Annotated in this window: 14 protein-coding genes and 1 pseudogene; 6 read left to right on the plus strand and 9 right to left on the minus strand. The window is 32.8% G+C overall.

What is annotated here, in order from left to right:
• Positions 1-3 precede the first annotated feature (3 nt).
• Complete coding sequence (locus tag RUH95_RS17305) at positions 4-1,161, minus strand: DUF418 domain-containing protein (protein WP_313894149.1); 1,158 nt, start codon at positions 1,159-1,161, stop codon at positions 4-6.
• A 714-nt stretch (positions 1,162-1,875) separates the two neighbouring features.
• On the opposite strand from RUH95_RS17305, the gene RUH95_RS17310 reads away from it, so the two are divergent.
• Positions 1,876-2,088 (plus strand): DUF3955 domain-containing protein, encoded by a 213-nt coding sequence (locus RUH95_RS17310; protein ID WP_397469521.1) that lies wholly within the window; start codon positions 1,876-1,878, stop codon positions 2,086-2,088.
• A 702-nt stretch (positions 2,089-2,790) separates the two neighbouring features.
• On the opposite strand, the gene RUH95_RS17315 is transcribed toward RUH95_RS17310, so the two are convergent.
• The 4 genes from RUH95_RS17315 to RUH95_RS17330 are packed head-to-tail and all read right to left on the minus strand — an operon-like array spanning position 2,791 to position 6,950.
• On the minus strand, positions 2,791-3,924 hold the full coding sequence (locus tag RUH95_RS17315; RefSeq protein ID WP_313894150.1) for a GerAB/ArcD/ProY family transporter: 1,134 nt from the start codon (positions 3,922-3,924) through the stop codon (positions 2,791-2,793).
• Between the two features lie 24 nt (positions 3,925-3,948).
• Entirely contained in the window at positions 3,949-4,182 is a 234-nt protein-coding gene (locus tag RUH95_RS17320) for a hypothetical protein (protein WP_313894151.1), read from the minus strand.
• A gap of 7 nt (positions 4,183-4,189) precedes the next feature.
• Complete coding sequence (locus RUH95_RS17325) at positions 4,190-5,377, minus strand: Ger(x)C family spore germination protein (RefSeq protein ID WP_313894152.1); 1,188 nt, start codon at positions 5,375-5,377, stop codon at positions 4,190-4,192.
• Between the two features lie 22 nt (positions 5,378-5,399).
• Positions 5,400-6,950, minus strand: coding sequence for a spore germination protein (locus RUH95_RS17330; RefSeq protein ID WP_313894153.1), 1,551 nt, complete (start codon positions 6,948-6,950; stop codon positions 5,400-5,402).
• Between the two features lie 500 nt (positions 6,951-7,450).
• On the opposite strand from RUH95_RS17330, the gene RUH95_RS17335 reads away from it, so the two are divergent.
• From RUH95_RS17335 to RUH95_RS17345, 3 genes and pseudogenes are all read left to right on the plus strand, one after another.
• Positions 7,451-7,834 carry a BlaI/MecI/CopY family transcriptional regulator gene (locus RUH95_RS17335; protein ID WP_313894154.1) on the plus strand — a complete coding sequence of 128 codons (384 nt, stop codon included), beginning with the start codon at positions 7,451-7,453 and terminating at the stop codon, positions 7,832-7,834.
• Positions 7,831-9,444 carry a M56 family metallopeptidase gene (locus RUH95_RS17340; RefSeq protein WP_313894155.1) on the plus strand — a complete coding sequence of 538 codons (1,614 nt, stop codon included), beginning with the start codon at positions 7,831-7,833 and terminating at the stop codon, positions 9,442-9,444. Before RUH95_RS17335 ends, RUH95_RS17340 begins: the two co-directional genes overlap by 4 nt.
• Positions 9,445-9,927: 483 nt before the next feature.
• Positions 9,928-10,548 (plus strand): annotated as a pseudogene (locus tag RUH95_RS17345) (polysaccharide deacetylase family protein); the annotation flags it as partial.
• 578 nt (positions 10,549-11,126) lie between these two features.
• On the opposite strand, the gene RUH95_RS17350 reads toward RUH95_RS17345, so the two are convergent.
• The gene (locus RUH95_RS17350) at positions 11,127-11,603 is read right to left on the minus strand and encodes a VOC family protein (RefSeq protein ID WP_313894156.1); all 477 of its coding nucleotides are present in this window, start codon (positions 11,601-11,603) and stop codon (positions 11,127-11,129) included.
• Positions 11,604-12,260: 657 nt separating this feature from the next.
• On the opposite strand from RUH95_RS17350, the gene RUH95_RS17355 reads away from it, so the two are divergent.
• Both RUH95_RS17355 and RUH95_RS17360 read left to right on the plus strand, forming a co-directional pair.
• Positions 12,261-12,848: a DUF6037 family protein gene (locus tag RUH95_RS17355; RefSeq protein ID WP_313894157.1), complete on the plus strand. Its 588-nt coding sequence runs from the start codon at positions 12,261-12,263 to the stop codon at positions 12,846-12,848.
• A gap of 298 nt (positions 12,849-13,146) precedes the next feature.
• Positions 13,147-14,853, plus strand: coding sequence for an ATP-dependent nuclease (locus RUH95_RS17360; protein WP_313894158.1), 1,707 nt, complete (start codon positions 13,147-13,149; stop codon positions 14,851-14,853).
• Positions 14,854-14,970: 117 nt separating this feature from the next.
• Here RUH95_RS17360 and RUH95_RS17365 read toward each other — a convergent pair whose 3' ends face one another.
• The 3 genes from RUH95_RS17365 to RUH95_RS17375 form a co-directional block, all read right to left on the minus strand.
• Positions 14,971-16,095 (minus strand): tyrosine-type recombinase/integrase, encoded by a 1,125-nt coding sequence (locus RUH95_RS17365; protein ID WP_313894159.1) that lies wholly within the window; start codon positions 16,093-16,095, stop codon positions 14,971-14,973.
• Between the two features lie 84 nt (positions 16,096-16,179).
• Positions 16,180-17,169 (minus strand): TniQ family protein, encoded by a 990-nt coding sequence (locus RUH95_RS17370; protein ID WP_313894160.1) that lies wholly within the window; start codon positions 17,167-17,169, stop codon positions 16,180-16,182.
• Positions 17,135-18,883: a TnsD family transposase gene (locus tag RUH95_RS17375; protein ID WP_313894161.1), complete on the minus strand. Its 1,749-nt coding sequence runs from the start codon at positions 18,881-18,883 to the stop codon at positions 17,135-17,137. Before RUH95_RS17375 ends, RUH95_RS17370 begins: the two co-directional genes overlap by 35 nt.
• Between the last annotated feature and the right edge of the window lie 12 nt (positions 18,884-18,895).

An 18,895-nucleotide genomic window follows, 5' to 3' on the forward strand; every position in this document is an offset into this window, starting at 1 on the left:
AAACTATTCCGAATTATGTTCGTTCCTGGCACCAAAGTTTTTTCTATATACAAACTTTCGAAGCGCCCATTCTACTGGACCCATCGAAAAACGTTGTCCATACCAATTTGCCAGTAACAATTGCAGCGAATACACAACAACTGCAATCACAAGTCCAAGGGCAACACCTAATTCTCCAAAGAAGCCTAAACCGTAGCCATAAAAAATTGTCGTACAAATAATCGACTGCATTAAATAATTTGTTAACGACAAGCGACCAAGATTTACGAACGCTTGCGAGATTTTGTTTTCTTTCACGGAAATAAAAACTAACGTAAAGGCTGCGATATAACCTATCGCTAACATATATGTCCCCACAGAATAAAGTAATTCCCCGACAAAATGATCCATGTCTAATAATGCTTTGCATAATAAGCCTACAGGAATAAGCAATGAAAGTCGTTTTAACAGATCCATTTTTTCTCCAATGCGTTTAAAGAAATCTACTTTAGCAGCAGCCATCCCTAACAATACTAGCGGACCCATAGCAAAAAACGAAAAAATAGCCATGAATCCAAGCATTATTGGTAATACAATTACCATAAAGATTATAGATAGATCATCCGATATGCTAACACGTTGCTTCACAACCTCTAAATATGTACCATTCTTAAGAACATCCACCGTTTCCTTCATATCTGTTAAAATTATCGCCAGAAAATCTGTTTTCACTAATAAAATTGGCATCATACAAAGTGTCAAAACCACCGCCCATATGAGCATCGTTTTTACCTTACGTTTTATAAACAACATGAAAATAAGTAGCCCAGAGCCATATGATAATAAAATATCACCATCCCAAACAAAGGTAATATGTAAACAACCTAATATTACTAAGCCAATTGCACGTCTCCACAAGGGACCTCTTGTACTCAATTCACGATTTTCCAATGAACGTGCAAATAAAATAATGCCATAACCAAATAAAAAGCCGAAAATCGGAACAAATGACCCTTCTACAAATATTTTGGTGAAATAATATGCCACCTTATCCCACCATATATCTGGTTGAACTGCATCCAACGAGACAAAATCATATTGAAAATACAGCATATTAGCTATTAAAATACCAAGCAACGAAAATCCTCTAAGTGCATCTAATATGTCAATTCTTTTCTTCATCGTGTACCCCCTCTTGCTAAATGAAGGGATTAAACCCTCACTTCTTTAGTTTATAATTAAATTTCCATAAAACCCAAAAACAACCTGATAGAATAAGAGTATTCTACCAGGTTGTTTTTATCAAGTTTTATTGAAGCTTTGAAATAAAGCTTCATCACAACTATCTCAAAACCCATATTCTACGATAAATAAAAAGAATTGGTCCGAGATTTTTCCTATACAACTTGTCCAGTTACATTATAGTTGGTAACCACATGTTTCTCGTACTATTGTGGTTTTAACTTTATAATACGAAGTAATTTTATATTGATGATTAATTATTTCGGAAAGTGAATAATCAAATATGTCACCTGTTTGATGAGTAAGAAAGATATGTTGTTAAAAAATCGCGCCCGTTTGCAGTATAAAGTTCCTGAAAGTGAAGCCCCAACACATCAATAATTATCCAGCATTAAGCCTATTGAGATTTCAGTTCAATCTGAGCACGACTAAAGAATTTCTCTAATGAAATGTGTACAAACGTTCCTTCCTTTTTATCTAATATATAAAAACGTCTATTTTATGTGCAACTAGAATAAAATGGTTATTTCCAGACAACTAAAAACTTTCATATGTGTAAGGCTACTGAAACTTATTCCGATGGTATGAAGATGAGAATTTGATATCATTTATCAAGTATTAAAAAAACAAATAAAAAGAAAATGGAGGAAAATCATGAAGAAACACATATTGGCTGTGACATCTGTAATTATAGGTTTACTTTGTTTGATCATTTCTAATATTATTGGAGCAAAAGTTGAACCAGATGGCACTTTGACAGAACCATTCTTTTTACTGCCCATTGGTTATCTATTCATTTTTAGTGGTTTTATTTTATTAATAACAAGCATTATCAAAAAATCAATAAGAACCGTAAATCCGAATTAAAAGGTAAGATAGTAAGCGACCAACTCTTGAGAAGGTCGCTTTACTACCTTAGACTAAAATACCTCACTGCTTCAACAGAAAAGGCGTAATTTCATGAGATTCTGCGAAGGGATCTCACAACTATAAAATCCCCTTTTAAATGTAAATTTAAACTAGTAATATTTTCTTCGCAAATGTCGTAAATTATATTATATTTCACTTTAATTCCCCTAATTTCCTAGCAAGTGACAATAATGCACTCTACACATAGTACCAAATTACTTCTCTAAATGGATTCTTACTGTCCATAATTCCAAGAGCGATTGCTTCTTGACGAGCTTTTCCTATTTCAATTGCAAGACTAGCCGACCCTACATAAAAAGATAAATTTTAAATAATCTCTCTCTGTAACCCCCTCTCTTTCTTGCTTCTATATTCGACTGAATATTTACCACATCTTCTCTGTACAAATCTCCACTGATTTATCTTTTGCTTATCATAAATGTATAGCCTAATCCACATAATCCTAGAAACAGAAACCATCGTGAGGGCGGTAAAGTGTCTTAAATATAAGTTGTTGTTTATTGGTTATTTATACAATTTAGTCTCTTGACGATCGTACCTTTTCATTAAGTATGGACTATTTGAATACGCCAAAGCCTTCGTTAATTTATCTTTAATTGCGAGTTTACCCTAAAACTGTACCCACAATGGGTCTGCAGTTCAAGTTTGAACTTTTTCATCATTATATATATTATTTTTTTCCGAATTTTTGATTTTACGTAATTTCGCAATAAAAAGTAATAGTAAGGGCAGAAAAATTGCAAATACTGATATATACAATGGCCAAGTCTCCTGATTGTATTTATCTGAGTGCACTATATTAGGATGGACAATTTGAGAAAGTGCACTTGTAATCATCCCTAGAGGTAGAATTAACGGCCTGTGATCTTTGATTTTAAATATTTGTCCTAAAGCCTTTACAGTTGCGTAAAAATAAATAAATGCTCTTACAAAAATTGTGACCATCCACATAAAAGCCATAATAATTTCAATGCGTTGCAAGAAATCACCAATTGAAATTCCTTGAGCTAAAGTATAAGTAGGGAAAATTCTTAATGAAGTACTCGTTACTCCTAATACTAAAATAGATAATGCAATAATAATAGTTATAATTAATCCTCCTACTAGTGTGCCAATATATAATCCTTTTTGACCTGATTTAAGCACATTTATAGCAGATGGAAAAATCATTAATAATACAACTAATGGAAATGAAAATAAACCCATGAAATGTATAACGCTGTATAGAAATGGTTGTGTTGAGACTTCTAGGACTGGTTGTATATGTTTAATATCTATTTGTGGAGATACAAATAAGACAAAGATAATAAATATTAACAAAAAAACAGGAAATAGTATCTCTAATGTACGCGCAAAAACCTCTAGTCCTAAATATGTTGCAAAAAGGATAACAAGGTTAAACAATACTGCGAATACAACTGAAGGCGTCTCTGGCATTACTTCTGTCTGTAGAAAATTACCAATAAAATATAGTAATTCCCCTGACGATAGCAATGTTAAGATCACAAATCCAATAGAAGCAAGTTTACCTATAAAACTCCCTAAGATTTTTTCTGTAACCTCTACAAAAGACAATGTAGACATCTTTTTCCCTAAAGTGATAAATAACTTTATTAATAGTAAGCTTAATAGCATACCTATAATAGCTACTATCCAGGCATCCTGTTTTACTTCTAGTGCTATGCTTGCTGGAATAATTAAGATACCTGTCCCTACAGTATAAAGAATTACAATTATTGTGAATTGACGTGAACTTATTAATTCTTTTTCCATATTTCATCCTCTTTTTGGAGTTTTTTATTTCAATAATGTTGTTTTTAAAAAGTCACTAACTGGTTGAAAAATATACATTATTGCATCCAACGGGCTAACAATAAGAGCATCTAAACCTACAGCAATGTTTAAAGATATCCCAAATACTAATACAATCGAAAACGTCCAAATTAGTTTAGTGCCCCCTTGCTTTAATTTTGGTAGTTCTATTAAAACTATTAAAAATGCAATAATTAATACACATAAAGTGATGAACATTTTCAAATTACTCCCTTAATTTTGAGTTTTGCAAAGTTCCTAATCCCTGTGTTTTTACATTAACCTTAACATTTACCTCTATTTCAGGATAAATGGTTTCCCAAGCACCCTTTATTTCCTTCCACTCTTTAGGATCAGCTCGGTGGATTGCTTCACCGAAACCAAGTACATCTGCTTTGTAATTTTTTTGAATTGTATTCAGCACCTGTTTTATATTCTTTTCAATTAATTCTTCCGTCTGATTATCAATCCATTCAATAGTCTTTGTTTCGGTTAAATCAATATCACATTTGACCTCAGCAACATTTTGAACAACATCAATGCTAACATTTATGATAGGTTTGCCGTCGTTTGTAAGTCCTTTTATTTTAGTTTTTGACTGAGTTACTTCCGTAGACAACTGGCCTTCTGATGGACATGAGATAATTTCAATTGTAGATTTAATTTTATTGTTTAGATAATTAAAACTTTTACTTTCATATTCATTGAGATAGCCTAATAGTTTGTCTTCTTGAAAAATAGCTAGCCCAGTAAACTTTAATATTACTGGGGTTTCTATTCTTTCAACGTTTGTCGGATCAATCCCTAATCTTTTATCTCCGTTAATTTCTATTGCTGATAGAACATAATACTGGCCTTTAGCACTTAACTTTGTAAGTAATTCTTCAATACCAACTTCTAAAGTGGAACCCCACGCTTCTTGCATAGCTTTTAAAGAATTCAACATTTTATTTGCAGGAATTTTTTCTATAGGAGTTAATACATTTAATACATCTTTTGCAGTTGCTTGCTGAGATACGATAAAAGTAAAATCATTACGTATCTCTTGATCTCTTGCTAGAAAATCAACGGTATCTTTTAATCCGTTACTTGCCAATTCTTCTCCAATAACAATCAGTTGTAAATGTGCAAAATATAGCTTTCTTGGAGATGATGCTAATATTTTTCTAACAGCTTCAAAAACGGTTTTTCCTTTAGCATGATAAGTGACAACTGGTGCTTGTCCATCTGCAGATTGTTTGGACGAAATTTGACTAGGATTAATTACTTGTACAGAAATGGCGTATTCACCATCAATTAAGTCTATACCTAGTGCTGCAACAAGCGCTAATTCATTTAACTCCCGTTTACTCCAACATCCGCTTAAAATTTGAATCAAAAAGATGATTAAAATAACAGTTATTATTTTTTTCATATAGATACCTCATTTTTAACAGTTATTGAGCATGTCTTTTTTTATTTGTTAAATGTTTTTGTCCTCTCACATTATTTATTTGACTGATTAATCGTGGACGAGTTAACAAAGATCCACGAGGAAATAAAAGGAGCGCATCTTTTTGATCCTCTGGAATTAACGGTGCGAAAGGACTCATATAAGGGACGCCAAAGGAGCGCAAACTACATAAATGCAGGACAAGAAACATTAGTCCTATAAATACACCAAATAAACCAAACATAGCAGCTAATATCATTAGTGGAAATCGTAAAATACGTATTGAATTAGATAAACCATATGCCGGAAAAAGAAAGCTACAAATTGCTGTTAGTGCTACAATAATGACCATTGCTGCTGAAACAATACCTGCTTCGACAGCAGCCTGCCCAACTATCAATGTACCTACAATTGAAATGGCTGGCCCAATCATTCTTGGCATCCGAAGTCCAGCTTCTCTTAGCACCTCAAATGCAACCTCCATAATCAGTGCCTCAATAAATGCTGGAAATGGTACACCTTCACGCTGTGCATAAATACTAATGAGTAGCGCTGTTGGTATCATCTCATGATGAAAAGTTGTGAGTGAAATATAGAGAGCAGGTGCAACTAAAGCAAGGCTTATCCCTAAAAACCTAATGATGCGAATAAACGAACTGACAATAGCATTTTGGTAGTAATCTTCTGCAGATTGCAAAAAAGAAGTAAATAGTGCAGGGACAATTAAAACAAAAGGGGTACCATCTACTAAAATAGCGATTTTGCCTTCTAATAATTCTCCTGCAATAACATCAGGACGTTCTGAATTATAAACTGTAGGGAATAATGAAAATCCTGTGTCTTGAATCATTTGCTCGATGTAGCCACTTTCCAAAATGCCATCAATGTCAATGAGATCTAATCGATCAAATACTTCTTGAACAATCTTCTCATTTGCTATGCCATTGATATACATAACTGCTATATCTGTTTGTGTCACTTCACCAACTATTCGCGACTTTACCCAAAGATTTGGACTTTTAATCTTACGTCGAATTAAAGCAGTATTGGTACGCAAAGTCTCCGTAAAAGATTCCCTTGGTCCTCTAATAACAGATTCCGTTGCAGGTTCTGTAATTGCTCTGTCTTTAGAACTTTTTGTACTTGTGGCAATTCCTTTTGCTAGGCCATCTAGCAATATTATGGTATCCCCGTTTAAAACAGCACTATACAAGGAGGTGAAATCTCCTATATCTTTAACATGACCAACCGTTAGACAGTAATCTTTTAAATATTGATTTATTTCAAATATTGTCGTTTCAGGTGTCTCCTTTAAGTCTGATATAAGAGGTTCTACGATAAAGTCTGAAATGGCCGTACTATCTGCTAAACCGTCAGTGTGAATAATTGCAATAGACCGTTTCTTTAACTTTCCAATTAAAGTCTCCCGTATAATAATGTCATTACTGTTTCCAAAAGCTTCTTTTATGGTAATAAGACTTTTTGACAGTGATGTGTTTAGAAGTATTTTTTGAACATCCTGCTGAGGTGTATTATTACTCTCTAAATCATTCACTCTAGTTTCCTCCTCCGTAAGTTTCTTAAACTATTAAGAGGATGTACAATTATATAAGAAACTAAACATAATATTTATTTAAGAGGAAAAAGTCTTTCATTATATTGATAGTATTGCAAGAAGGACTGTTAAAACTGAATAAAATATTTCAGATATATTCAAGAATGGTTATTTGTAGAGGCTGTTTGGGGATTAGATAAATAAAAATTTACTAATTATAAGTAGTCGTTCAATAAGTTCGACGTGAGATTGAGGTTATTTAGATCACACGTGAATAATTCAAGTTTATAATTAATTCATGGAAAAGAAACAGGTGTCTTCCAATTGAAGATGCCTGTTTAACGTGTTAAAGTACGTGATATTTAATGATTAAACTACTGATTTTGAAACAAGCAGAAAATGAAACCAAATATTTTTTGAAATAGGATTGACTTTTCATTCTGCAAATGTAGAATGAAAATATATAAATTCTACAAATGTAGAATGAAAGGAGGAACACGATGAAAAGATTACCAGATTCAGAGTTGGAAATCATGTTAATTATTTGGGAGGCAAATGAGGGGGTAACACGCAGCTATATCCAAGAGCAACTAGAAGGATCCAAAGTCCTTGCACCTACAACGATTCTTTCATTTCTTTCAAGATTAACAACGAAAGGGTTTTTGAGGATTGAAAAAGAGGGGAAAACCAATCTTTACTACCACCTTGTCAGTCAAGAAAACTATGCAAACAAGGAAAGTAAGAAGATCTTGGAGAGATTCTTTGGGAATTCCGTGAAAGATTTTGTTGTTCAATTGAATGATAGTAAGGCTGTAGATGAAGAAGAAATTCAAGAATTAAGAGAGTTTCTAGACAGCTTATCCACGGAGAATCAAAAACAATGATTCAAAAAATGTTTGTGAATATGTTGGAGGTATCCATAATTGTCTCAGCTATCATTTTAGCCGTCTGCATATTATCACCACTTTTGGATAAAAAGTATATTGCTAAATGGAAGTATATTGTATGGCTCGGAATAACAGTTCGTCTATTAGTTCCGATACCGATTACATTTCCAGATGCTCCTATACAAATTGACCCTGCACAAGTCATACAAAAGTCCAGTAACTGGCAAGCGAATTTATTCTCAAACCAGCTAATGAATGAGGAATTCACAACGGGAAGCGTAGTTGCAAAACAGGATAGTTTCTTTTCAGATCTATCAGTGTTCAACGCAGCAGTTGGAATTTGGCTAGTTGGAACTGTTGTATTTTCTGTGTACCACTTATTCGGCTATTTTAATTTTACGAGAAACAGTAAACGGTGGTCATTGGCGCGGACTCCAGATCAAGAAAAATTGTTTGCCCAAGTAAAGGCTGAAATGGGGATACAGAGAAATGTCTCATTACGCCGTTCAAAGATCGTGAAAAGTCCGATGATGTATGGAATTATTCACCCAACAGTAATTATCCCGCATACTGAGTACTCGGAAACGGATTTATACTTAATTTTAAAGCATGAATTGACACACTATAAACGACACGATATTGAATTAAAATTCGTATTGTTTTTAGTAAGGTCGTTCTATTGGTTTAATCCGTTTGTACACCTAATGTCAAAGAAATTCAATGAGACCATTGAGCTGATTTGTGACGAGTATGTAATAAGAGGAAAAGATAGTAGTTATAAAAAAAGATATATGGAAACCATTTTACATTCAGTTGAGCAACAAACAGGTAGATCGAGCATCTTCACATCAAATTATAGTGGGGGGTTAAAAGTAGTGAAAAAAAGATTTCAGAACATCTCATTTAATGGAAGTAAAAAGAAAGGCATTGTCGCATTGGCAGCATTTACAATTGTTTGCGTAGCATCAAGTTCTCTCGTAGTATTCGGAGCTAGTGCAGGGGATGGGAATGCGAAAAAAGTGATTGAAGAAACTCAAACAACTCCTCATAAAGAAGTCATGGACTCGATGTCCGGAGTAGTTGGAACACAAGTTCCATCAGAAAAAATTGTCGGTGTTCTGGCAGAATCGGAGCGGAATACGAAGTTAGAAAAAATAATTATCGAATACTTCGAAATTCCATTGGAATACTTGAAAACGACGAAATACTACTATAACTACGTAGATTTAGATGAGGATGGGAAAGACGAAATCCTTACCGTTGTAATGGGACCTTATTCAAGTGGATCTGGAGGAAGTACTGCACTATATGTAACAAAAACTGATAGCGGTGATCTGCTAGTGAACCAGGCACTTACGCTCATTCAAACTCCAGTTATTATAAGTGATAACGTCACAAACGGATACAAGGAAATCGTAGTGATGAATAGCGGCGGTGGAGCGTCTGGAAACTATATTACGCTTACTGTAAGCGAAGGAAAGTATAACAGTGTAAATGATGGTACTCCAATCGATGGGTTAGAAGGTATTTCCGGAAAGGCAATCATTAACAATGATATAGCGAAAGAAATGGAAGAAGGCAAAGCATTGTACCTGCAAGACAAGTAACTATATTGGTGAATTTCATAATTCTCTGCTTGTTACACGAGAAGGTCACATTTGAGCTCCCTTTGGTTATTTTGAGTCATGTTTTAATATGTGATGCATAATACTTCACTTACTATTTTCTATCAGCAGCAGATATCTGAAACTGTCTGCTGCTGCCCTTACCCTAACTGAGAGTCACTTTACTTACATAAGAACACTACCTATACTTTCATACTTGACGTTCATACAACATGACAGGAGGATTAGTTTCGCATGAAAACACCAAAATTTGAAACTCGGAAAAAAAGAAAAAGATTAAAAATGCGCTATTTAGTCATTCTGTTCGTCTTTCTCTTTGCTGCTGGATTTTTTGTGGGAAAAACACATTCTGCTTCTGTACCCCCAAGCACGCCTGAACCAACGGAAAAAGGTGATATCCTCATTCCTAAACTCGGGCCACCGATTGCTATAGATCCTGTTGTAGAAGAACCCATTACAGAAGAGAAGTCGGAAGGAAAGGTCGTCTATTTAACATTCGATGATGGTCCAAGCGAGTTAACCGGCCAATTTCTAGATACCTTGAGTGAAACTGATGTATTAGCCACGTTCTTTATGCAAGGAAGCAATTTAAAGAAAGAACACCTTCAAGAAAATGTGAAACGGGCTGTAAAAGAAGGCCATTACGTCGGTGGCCATAGCATGACGCACAATTTCAAAAGCTTATATAGTGACCGTCAATTCGTCCCCGAGATGAAAGAAACACTTGCCTTGATAAATGAAATTACAGGTACGAATCCTCATTTAGTGCGCCCCCCTTATGGATCTGCACCCGGTTTGAAAAACGAGAAAATTCGACATCAACTTGCAGAAGCAGGGATAAAGGTTTGGGATTGGACCATCGATTCGAATGATTGGAAGCTACCTGGAAATCCTACTCAAATCATCGAAAACATAAATCGTGGTACAACTACCGATCGAGAAATCGTACTGATGCACGAAAAACCGCAAACCTTGGCGGCACTACCAGAAATCATTCAATTCTACAGGGAGCAAGGATTCGAATTCGCCGTCTATAACGATGTACATCACTTTGTTCTCAATTTCCAGAACGACGTTGACCTTTAAACGTTTATTGGTTAACCCTTAGTGATTGGACATCCTACTATAAAAGCAGAAGTTTACAAATGGAAGCCACTGAAAAAGACCATTCAAATCAAATTAAAATAAGGCGATGTTGATTCACTCTTCAGGCGGACGCTTCTTACCTCAAGTCCAGGAGTTTTTTATCTTGTACGTTTAAATCACTGGTTACTTTATTAACACCACTTCAAAGAGTATTTTTAGATAGAGACCCCATTTGATTAGCATCTCTAGCAACAATGCAATATATGGATTCATTTTCATATGGAATACGGGAAATATCCCAACATGTATGAACCTCCTTTATTAATTAAAATCTTTATTTATCAGAATAATAATAAAAAGTATTCAAGAGAAAGACACTCTTAAATACGATTTACGCAACTTCCGAAGTTAGTATACACCTTTATTGTTATTTCACAGTTTTTTGTAAGTTTGAATAAAGTTTAAGTAAAAATATTGGCCCCCCCCTATTTAGCAGCTAAAGAAAAGAAACCACTTTGAAAAAGATTGATCAAAGTGGTTTCTTTTTTTATCAACGAGTTTGCTGTTGATTGGATACTTTATTTGACTTCCTCAGCCAGCTCCAAAATAATTCCTTCTGGCCCACGAACGAAGCATAATTTATAAGCATTTTCGTAGTTTTGTATCTCACCAATAAGTTCTGCACCCTTCTTTGTCAATTTCGTAACTAGGGCTTCAATATCTTCAACAGCAAAAGCAATATGCTGGACACTCTGAGTATTTGCTAAAGGACCCTGTATGCCATTTCCATCTGATGTCGTGTGAAATTTTACTAGTTCTATATTTGTGTCACCGTCCGCAGTTCGCAACATTACTATTTCTATATTTGCATCACCATCTATTGCAACTTCCTCTTTAACGTCTTGAATCCCTATTAACGGCTTCATCCGCTCTACCCACTCGCCTTCCACTTTTCCTTCCCCCAGCATTTCAAGACCAAAATCAAGAAAAAATGCTTTCACGGAAGGAAGATCATTGACGATTATACCCACATGATCTATTCGACGAATTTTCATATCACATACCACCTTTTTCCTAATTTTATCACATATGTCTGCTAAAAATTGATTAATGGTTTTTCCTTCATTATAAAAATGCCCCTTTAGATATAAAATATCCAAAGGGGGAAACATTGCAATTTTATTTCAACTACCTCGCAAACCCATAATTTACGATAAATAAAGAGAATCCGTTTTGAAAAATGTTTGATCAAAATGGATTCTTTTTCAGCAGATTTAAGTTTGGTGCATATTTTGATTAAACTTTTTTACAAATGATCAATCTTTATTTCAAAACCACAACACATGTCTTCAGACAACTTAGTCGTGACGTAAAAGTCTACAAACAGTTATTCTTACGTTGCTTTATATTTTTTTAATACAACTAAATCGTGACCTAAATTTTCAGATGACTAGTTTGGTAAGACAACTACTCGTGACGTAAATATTATCAATTATAAGTTTCTCTTTAAAATGTTTAAAAAGCAAGCCCTTACCAATTCCAATATATGTTAAGATATAGTTAGTTTTTTAACATTAGCTACTTATAGAAATGCTTAATTATTGTACAACGACAAAAGTATGTACAAAAAGACCAAGAAATTATTTACATTGATAACGGAGAGCTGTACTTGTAGCTTTTCGTAAGTATTTACTAAAGGAGAGAACAGAAAAATGGAGTTAATAGGATTAAAACCTTTATATAGTAGTATGATTATGCAAAATTTAAAGCGAACAAAATTCAGTGTTACTATAAATAATGCTATTTTTGAGCTTATATACTTTATTGATTCAGTTCCCCATACTTTAGCAATCGGGGTACGCAATGAAAATCTCTTCTTTATGGTTGAAGTGAAAAAAGGCTTTATCATCAATCCTTATCTGGGGAAAAAGTTCGGGTTGATCTATAAAATTTTAGGTTTATCACCAAACGGAGCATCTTCTTTTAGTCCAAAAAACTTTTACGATGAGATAAACAAAGGTATTCCATCTACTACAAGTCCAAAAAATACCCCTAAACCTTATGACATCGCCGCTTATAGACCAAAAGTTGAGGAATCACATAAAATTTATTTCTGCGGTTGGTTAGACAACAACGTGCGCAATGAAAAAGTTCGGCCCAAAAATCTTATTAAAACTCAACAATGGTTAGATCAAGAAGCCTATGAGATGTGTAAAAAATATAATATAAGCAGTTGTTGGTCGCCACATAAATCAAAGGAAAAATCCATTACAAAACCTACTAGTATATTAAAAAAATGATGTTTAATTAAGATGGATGTTAATTTTTTCAAAAGAAATATTTCAAATAAAAATTAGGATAAAATGAATGCTTGAATCAAGCCTGATTTTTTTGGGTCTTTTCACTGAATTTCTCTTTTTACAAAGTACATTTTTTGTCTTAGGTATGTAATATACTTGCTTTCCTGTATTAAAAGAAGGACAAAAAAGTGTCTACATCGACAATGAAGAATTGTATTTACAGCTACTCTCTTGTACATACTTTCCTGTCCTTTTACAATTATTTGATATTAGAAAACAGTGGAGGTTGGTTTGAACAATGAAGTTATTGAATATGAGATTGCTTAACTATAAAAGCATTGAGGACTCTGGAGTAATAGATCTAAGTAATGGAATAAATATCTTTTCAGGAAAAAATAACTCTGGAAAAACTGCATTAATTGAGTCCCTATATTATATTGCAAATATGGAAGTAAAAGATTTGTTACCAAGCTTTTCGAATAAAACAAACTTGTATTTAGAAATATCCATTGATGAAATAGATATAAACCTTCTTAATAAAGGAACTGCCCCGGAGTACTTTATTGGTGATGCAAAAAAATTAAAAATTAATATTTCTTTTATTAATGATACTATGAGTGACTCATGTATAAATACAGTGGATGTTCTTTATGAGGACAATTATGTTCCCCTATATAAAAATAGAAGTAATGAAAAGGAAGGTAGAGCTGGTTATATTTTTAATAATAAAACGGGTGGGACTACAAACTTTGGCGGTAGACCGCAAGCTATTGATAATTTTATGAGTCTTTTAAAAGACAGATTAGTTTTTATAAATGGCGCAAGATACGTTCCAAAAGAAGACCCAGCTAATGTTCATACTAATTTAAGTATTGATGGAACTAATCTAAATGCATTTTTGTTTACTTTACATAATAATAATGAACAAGCTTTCGATGAGATCATAGATATGTTTAAAATAATATTTAATGATATTACCTCTATTAGTACTCCAATAGAAGGAGGTAATACATATATTAGTCTATATTTTGAAGGGAATCTTCAACCTATTCCTTTATCTAATTGTGGAAGTGGATTTACTCATGTCCTAATAATATTATGTGTACTTTTTACCAAGGAAAGTAGAATAATTTTATACGATGAACCTCATGTATTTTTACATCCATCAGCAGAAAAAGCGATATATGATCTTATATCTGCCAAGAAAAATAATCAATATTTATTAACAACACATTCGCCATTACTAATTAATTATCCATTTTCTAAAAATATTTATCTTGTACAAAAGAAAATGGGGAAAAGTATTTATACAAAATTAGATAATATACAGGAAATATTATCTGATATTGGGCTAAATAATAGTGATTTTGCTTTAGCAGATAGAGTTATATTCGTTGAAGGAGAAACAGAAGAAGCAGTAATCCCATTAATTTTAGAACACTTTGGATTTAAGCAGATTGGATATAATTATAGAATATTAAAAATGAATGGCACAGGGAATGAATTTAGCAAAAAGTCTGCAATGACAAGAAATAAAGAAAAATTAGATTTAGTTTTAGGGGGTATAAATACAAGTCCTATACCCTACAGGATTTTAATTGATTCTGATGAGAAACCTGAAGGTAAGATTCTTGAAATCAAAGAGAAATATGAAGATAATGTTGTAATTCTTGAGAGAAGAGAAATCGAAAATTATTTTCTCGATTGTCCAAAAGAATTATCTCTAATAATAAATAATGAGGCTGGCAGTGATACTAATCATGAGGATATTGAGCACTTCATAAATCAAACTTTCTTAGATACAGATAATAAAAAAATTTTCCCTAGAGAAGAAACTAATCCATTTAAAAATTCAGTGGGAAGTGAAGTCTTAGAACGATTGTTTTCTAACTATGATTTAACATATAACAAAATAATACATGGAACTCAACTAACAAAATTGATATTAGAAGAACAACCAGTAAAGCTAAAATTTTTGATTGATGAATTAGGAGATTTTATATGATATTTTTACCCCGTCCTGGAAACAGAACGGGGTTTAATTTGTAAAAAGTCTCTCAACATTATTTTTAATTCCTACATGTACTGAAAACTATTTACATGATTTAATTAAGAATAATATTCAGATATATCTTCCAAATGATTCAGAGTTCCATTTAAAAATAGGATGACTTTCTATCGGGAAAATCTTCTCCATGTAATTACATGTCGTTCTAATACTATCGTGCCCCAATAAACGATGGATTTCATATATGTCCCTATTATTTATCATAGAAATAATAGCAAAAGTATGACGAAACGTTTGTGGGCCAAGCACTATATTATCATGAGACAATAACGGTAAACCCGATCGTTTAAATTCTTTTGATAAAAACTGTGATAAATAAGACGGGGAGTATCCTTTTCCAGTAGCTGTGATAAACAAAGGAGATTCTGGATCAGCTACATCTAAATCTTTTAAGTCACGTTCTTTCCTAAATATGAGGAGACTGTTGTATGCTTTTTCTTTTAAAGGTACTTGTCTTTGTTTATTTCCTCGTCCTATTATTTGGAGATAGTACCCTTTTTCTTTTAAATTGTACTTCAAATCTTTGACTCTTAATCTACAAAATTCTCCACTCTGTAAGCCCGTTGCTATTAATACATGAATAATACTGAATGTTACATAATTATTTGTTTCTCTGAAATAATCCATGAGTTGAACCACTTCATATGGTCCAAATTCACGGTTTGTCTTATTTTTTTGGCTGCCATCAATATATAAAGCATTGTGAATCGAATTATCTATATAATTATTATCATACAGGAACGACAAAAAGCTCTTAATAATACTGACTTTGCGTTCTAGCGTTGCGGTTGAGTATTTCCCTTTCCTTTTAACATAAGGACTGTTTGTAGCTAACCATTCTTGATATTTTCTTAAGTCGATAGTGGTTAGTGTCTTCATAAGGGACCTATCTACTACTGCATCTATATCAAATTCAAAAGCTTGTCCATAGCTAATCAAATGTTCGACAAAGAGAACCAACTCGTCTTTGTATATTTTAATAGTTCGATCGCCCCTTTGTATTTTTGATTTATATAAATAGACTTGTATCATTTCTATATCATCGAGGGCTTGAGAGGTTTTAGATGCGTTAATTTCTACTAAACTCAACTTCTTATCAAGTAAAGAGAGATCAGTTATATTCTTCACTTTAATGTTCCATTCGTTTAAAAGGATTCGACTCTTCTTATGCGATTCCATATACATGAATTACACCTCACATAATTTTACTACTAGTACTTTCAAATATTAGGACATACAATTCTACTAGTATTTATATAGATTTCACACAAGTAATTCAACCAAAAGAGAGCTGGCTATTTCTCTCTTTGGAGTCCTTTTATTATATATAAGCATTCCCGATAAGGAGTTAAAAAAGAAATTTATCAAAACTAAAGTTTCAATGGGTGTCATAATATTACTAAAAAACAACGGTCTTTCTGAAATTTCTCTAAATAAGGCTGTATTATATCCTGATAACTCCAAAAACTCTATTCCATAAAATTCAACGATCTCCTTTTTAAGTTTTTTTACATCTATTTCTGAACCTATCACAAAACCCTTTTCAACAAACAGACGATAAAAGTCTTGCGATTGAATACTGTTATAAAGATTTAATTTTACCCTATTAAGATAAAAACTTTGTTTAGCAAACAGTTTTACATAAAACATTGTTTTTTTAGTTAACGGTTCAAAAGAAACTTCATTTAGTTCATTCATAGCAATAGTTTTAAAACCAATTTTATGATTGGGTATATCTATTCGATCTAAAGGTATTTTATGTTCTAAACAAATGAATAGGGTAGGTAATTGATGTGATAGTCTCCAAAAAGATTCCCCTAGGGTCTTGAAATCTTTTTGAGTGCAAACTGGACAATATTTTAGATACTTGTTTTCAGAAAAAATTTTGTCAACTACGTAAGCTTCAGCTTTACCAGTACCTTTCGTCAAATACAGGGACAGCCCACCGCTAATATTTGGAGATATAAAGTTTGAAATATAATTACACATTGAATGAAAATTTAAGAAGTACTCTATATCAGGTGCATCGAAATACTTTAGTTCATCAATAAGATATTGAATATTCTTAGGAAGAAAAGGGTTCATTTCAGTTAAATGAAGTTCGTCAATCGTTTTATTCTCATTTTTATTTAAACTTCGTTCATGATATCTTGTGTAAACACTATATAATAACTCATCATCTTGAATAACTGGAAAGAATGTAAGCATATAACCACCTCTAATGATTAAAATGATTTTTCTTTTTCCATTCATTAAGCCTTTCCTGATATTGAAATTTAGTCTCAACTATCAAGAGGATAAATTCTTTTGTTAAGGGTAGTTTGTCTATCTTTTTCTCTATTAGGGACAACTTATCGATTGCTATCGCGATGTGTCGTTTCGTTAATCGAACAGGTTTATCATTTATATCTAGAGTTATTAAGTAGTTTTTTATTTGTTCTAAAATCTCTAAGTCTCTCTCATTCCAGTTAACCCTTTGATTATTTAAATGTGCTCTTTTCAATTGAGCAGGGGAGTTATTATCTAACCACGCTTTATCATTTCTATATAACCAAGTGTAGACTTTTTTATTTGAATTTCTGAGTTCTGTTTTGGAACAAGTAGGATTTGCTTCTTTATTTGTTATCCAAATAGAACGGTAATCATGAACCATTGAGGATTTTTCCACATGTATTTTAGGATTAAGTTCATTTTTTTGCATTTTGTAATATTTAATAACTGTCCCCACATCTACATTTAGTAATATAGCAGCTTTGCGATAACTGATTTTTTCTGTATCAATATACTCAATTAGTTTTTTCTTCCATACCTCACCGAAATTTCTAATGTATCTGTATCTAAACTTATCTTCTGGACCACAATCAGGACCAAGTCGCTTATACTGAAATTCACATAGACATGTAAAAGTCCCAAGTGGTTTCCCAGTATCAGTACATCTCTCTATTTTAAGATTTGTGACAATCATTTTTTTATAATGTTCAGCAGCAGGATTAAGACAAGGGTAGGGACCTTTACCAAAAGGTCCTTCATAATTTTCCTGCTTAAATGACTCAATTTCTTTTCCCAAAAAGTTTAATAACAACAAATGTCTTACTGGATGAAATGAAATTCTATGCTTGCGAGTAATAGTTCTCAACCAACACGATTCTTTATTTTTGGGAACCGATTGGAAGAAACTTAAAAATTCAATACCATAAAAAGAGACAAACTTTCTATATAAATCTGCTTGTCTCACCCTTCCATTGATTGTGATTAAATCTTTCTTTCTTAGTAATTCTCTGTACATCGATACTAATTGCGTAATGTCAAAGCTTAATTCATCATCCAATAGTTTTTTACTTTCAATGGCAACCTTACTTATCTGATTAATTTTGCCACTAGATATAGTACCTTTAATACACTGATTTAAAGGGGTAGGGATACAATTTTCCTTACTAGGTGAAATCAGTTTTGAATTTTTATTTCTATATAAAACTGAACTTAAATGTAGTAAACACTTATGATCGATACAAACTAAAACACTCGGGAGCTGATGCGAAGTCCGCCAGTATGATTCGCCAAGCTTTTTTAAATCGTATTCTAAACAAGAAGGACAATATTTAAAGAACTTAGATTCTCTTACAGTACTTGCTACCTGCCCAATCGACATGTGTATATTCTTCTTTTTGGCTTTACTTATTTCTTTCATTACTACTTCTTTTTGAGTCTTTATTAGGAGATTCGTGAAGTAATAAAAAGGCGTATGTTTGTAAATTAAGGTCTCCAAACTTTTATATTCAAAGACTTCAAGTTGTTCAACCAACACTTCTAGATTTGAAGGGAAGTCGGGTGTTAATTTGGATCTTTTACCTTGAAAACACTTTTCAAGAGTATTTCTAATACTAATGCTTGAACCTTTAGTAAAATATCTGGCGCAAAGACTGTATATTAACTCATCATCGTATGGCTTTGGAAACCAACCAAGCAATATAATCCCACC

Source organism: Psychrobacillus sp., from assembly GCF_032154225.1.
Lineage (GTDB): Bacteria > Bacillota > Bacilli > Bacillales_A > Planococcaceae > Psychrobacillus.